Origin of the sequence: Roseiarcus sp., from assembly GCF_052145395.1 — a bacterium.
Lineage (GTDB): Bacteria > Pseudomonadota > Alphaproteobacteria > Rhizobiales > Beijerinckiaceae > Roseiarcus.
On record NZ_JBKQOT010000134.1, the window covers coordinates 1 to 2611 of the forward strand.

Sequence of the window (2611 nt, forward strand, 5' to 3'; positions counted from 1 at the left end):
CTGCGACCTGACCATCAACCTCTTCCGCCGCCCGGTCGGGACCTGGATCTGCCTCGAGGCGCGCAGCCTGTTTGGGGGCAACGGCTGCGGGCTCGCCGAGTCGGCGCTCTACGACGAAGAGGGCGTCATCGGTCAGGCGACGCAGTCGCTCGCCGTGCGGCGCCGGTAGCGTTGCGGGTCAAGCCGCGACGAGGCCGAGAACGGCTTTCCCCGTCATTGCTTTTCCGGCTATAGGCGCAGGCGCATTGCCGTCGGGTCGGCGCGCGCTCGTTGAACGCGAAATGATCCGCGAGCGGACGCGCGCCGGCCTTCACCAAGCGCGCGCTCAAGGGCGCGTTCCCGGGAGAAAGCCGAAAGTAACGCCTGAGCAAAAGAAGGAGATCGTCGAAGCCGTAGGATCAGGGCGTAAGACGCCCGCGGAAATCGCCCGCCTGCTCAAAATTCATCGAGGAACCGTCTTGCGGATCGTTTCTCAGGCGCGTGTCGGGGTCTGAGCCAGTCTCAAACTTGAGCGTATGTTTTGGGGAAACGACATGGTCAATCACAAAGGATTGCCCGTTTTAGAATTATCATCGCGTGAGCATTGGGACGCGTGGCTGAACGAGCACGCGTCCAGTTCGTCGGGCGTTTGGCTGAAATTCGCCAAGAAATCGTCAGGCGTCTCCAGTGTTGGCAAGCCAGAGTCGATCGAGACAGCGCTCGCTCACGGTTGGATTGATGGTCAATTAGACGGATTTGACGAACACTATTGGCTGGTACGCTTCACTCCACGCGGAGCAAAAAGCAAATGGTCACGACTCAACCGTGATACCGCAGAGAGGCTCATCGCTAAAGGGATTATGGGCGCCCGTGGCCTGGTCGAAGTTGAAAAGGCGAAAAACGATGGGCGATGGGACGCGGCCTATGAACCCCAGAGCACAGCCGAAGTTCCCGAAGATTTTCGCGAAGCGCTCGACAAACATCCGACAGCGAAGGCGTTTTTCGAAACCCTCAAGGGTGCAAACCGATACGCAATTATTTATAGGGTTCACGACGCAAAAACTGCGAAGACGCGCGCGGCGCGGACCAAGAAGTTCATCTCCATGCTTGAACTCGGTCAGACAGTTCACCAACCTAATAACCAAAATTTGAAGTGACATATGTATGGTCTGATAGAGCAAATTGGGGGCGCGATCGGCCAAACGACGCAGTCGCCCGCCGTGCGGGTGCGGTCGCGATGCGGGTCAAGCCGCGACGAGGCCGAGATGAGCCACCATCGGCGCGAAATCGCGATCGTCGTGTAGCAGCGCGCAGCGGTTTTCGATGCAATACGTGCCGATGATGATGTCCGCGGTCTTCCGAACGGTCACCCCCAGAGTTCTCAGTTTGCGGTAATTCCTCGCCGCGCGAGGGGCGAGCTCGGCGTCGAGCAGAGGCACAATCTCGAAGTGGCACAAGCCGCGTTCTATGCGTGCCGCGTGAGCTTCGTCCCGCGCGCCTTGAAGGACTTCGAACAGAATGTGATCGCCGACCAGGATCGGCTCGCGACGAATCGCTGCTTCGAGCTTGGCTGTGCTTGCTGTCCACGGCCCACGCAGATGGGCGATCCACACCGAGCTGTCGACGAGGATCACGACCCCGCCCGGAGGCTGGTCGCGGCGCATCTCGTCGAGGTCGCCCTCCCAGCCTATTCCCCTGAGCGTTTTGAACGCCTGGGCTTGCTTGCGGACCTGAACCAACAGCTTGAGGCCCTCTTCCACCACCGCACGTTTGGTTGGGAGGCCCGTCAGCCTCATAGCCCGAGCCATCAATCTATCGTCGATCTCAATGTTGGTCCGCATCGCGGTCCTTCCCGCAGTGTGTATCAATTGGCGCAATCATACACAGAGGCGACGCGCGGCGAAAGCTGGTTTCGAACGGGGGCGATAGACGGTCGCCGGGCGCGCAGCCTCTTCGCCGGCGACGGCCGCGGGCTCGCCGAGTCGGCGCTCTACGACGAAACGGGCGTCAGCGGTCAGGCCACGCAAACCTCGCCGTGCGGCGCCGGTAGGGCGTTCGTCACAGCGCCCGCACGAACTTCCCGAAACGCGGGCCTGCGACCTTGAGAAGGCGCTGGTCATCGGTAACGAGCGGGAATCCCTCGCGCATCGCGAGCGCCACATAGACGCAATCATAGAGCGGGTGGTCGAGTTCGACCGCGATCCGCGCGGCGGCCAGCAGCAGGTCTGCAATTGGCGTGAGTGTGATGGGGGCCGCTTGAAGCGCTTCGACCGCATCGACGTAATCCGCGCTGGCCAGGACGCCTCTGCGCTGGTGCTTCCACAACACGCTTCCCACCTCGACGAGAATGAGATCAGGCGCGGCCAAGTCTTCGCCACGAAGCGCCGCTGCACGGTCCGCGCCAGGTTCGTCAACAAACCATTTCACCAGGACGCTGGCGTCGATGACGAGTTTCAACGGCTATCCCTGTCCTCGCGGATGAGATCGGCGCTGTTCCCGTGCCAGCGCGTACGGCTGCGGATGGCGTCCGCGCGCTGCCAAAAGTCCTTGCGTCCGGGAGTCAGAGCTTCTCGCAGCACCTCGCGATGTTCCGCCTCCATCGAGCGGCCATGTTCAGCGGCGCGGCGCTTGA

5 protein-coding genes are annotated in these 2611 nt (G+C 61.7%); 2 read left to right on the forward strand and 3 right to left on the reverse strand.

What is annotated here, in order from left to right:
- The first annotated feature begins 13 nt into the window (after positions 1-13).
- Both ACLP25_RS04780 and ACLP25_RS04785 read left to right on the forward strand, forming a co-directional pair.
- Complete coding sequence (locus tag ACLP25_RS04780) at positions 14-169, forward strand: hypothetical protein (protein ID WP_442468085.1); 156 nt, start codon at positions 14-16, stop codon at positions 167-169.
- A gap of 364 nt (positions 170-533) precedes the next feature.
- Complete coding sequence (locus ACLP25_RS04785; protein ID WP_442468082.1) at positions 534-1136, forward strand: YdeI/OmpD-associated family protein; 603 nt, start codon at positions 534-536, stop codon at positions 1134-1136.
- Between the two features lie 87 nt (positions 1137-1223).
- Here ACLP25_RS04785 and vapC read toward each other — a convergent pair whose 3' ends face one another.
- The 3 genes from vapC to ACLP25_RS04800 form a co-directional block, all read right to left on the reverse strand.
- Entirely contained in the window at positions 1224-1820 is a 597-nt protein-coding gene (gene vapC, locus ACLP25_RS04790; RefSeq protein WP_442468083.1) for a type II toxin-antitoxin system VapC family toxin, read from the reverse strand.
- Positions 1821-2037: 217 nt separating this feature from the next.
- Positions 2038-2436, reverse strand: coding sequence for a type II toxin-antitoxin system VapC family toxin (locus tag ACLP25_RS04795; RefSeq protein WP_442468084.1), 399 nt, complete (start codon positions 2434-2436; stop codon positions 2038-2040).
- Positions 2433-2611, reverse strand: a 179-nt coding sequence (locus tag ACLP25_RS04800; RefSeq protein ID WP_442468086.1) for a FitA-like ribbon-helix-helix domain-containing protein, incomplete at its 5' end; no start/stop codon positions are given. The genes ACLP25_RS04795 and ACLP25_RS04800, both read right to left, overlap by 4 nt.

What these genes read in the sequence shown, in the direction of transcription:
- ACLP25_RS04785 (WP_442468082.1), top strand. Translation starts at nt 534, where the DNA reads ATGGTCAATCACAAAGGATTGCCCGTTTTAGAATTATCATCGCGTGAG.
- vapC (WP_442468083.1), bottom strand. Translation starts at nt 1,820, where the DNA reads ATGCGGACCAACATTGAGATCGACGATAGATTGATGGCTCGGGCTATG.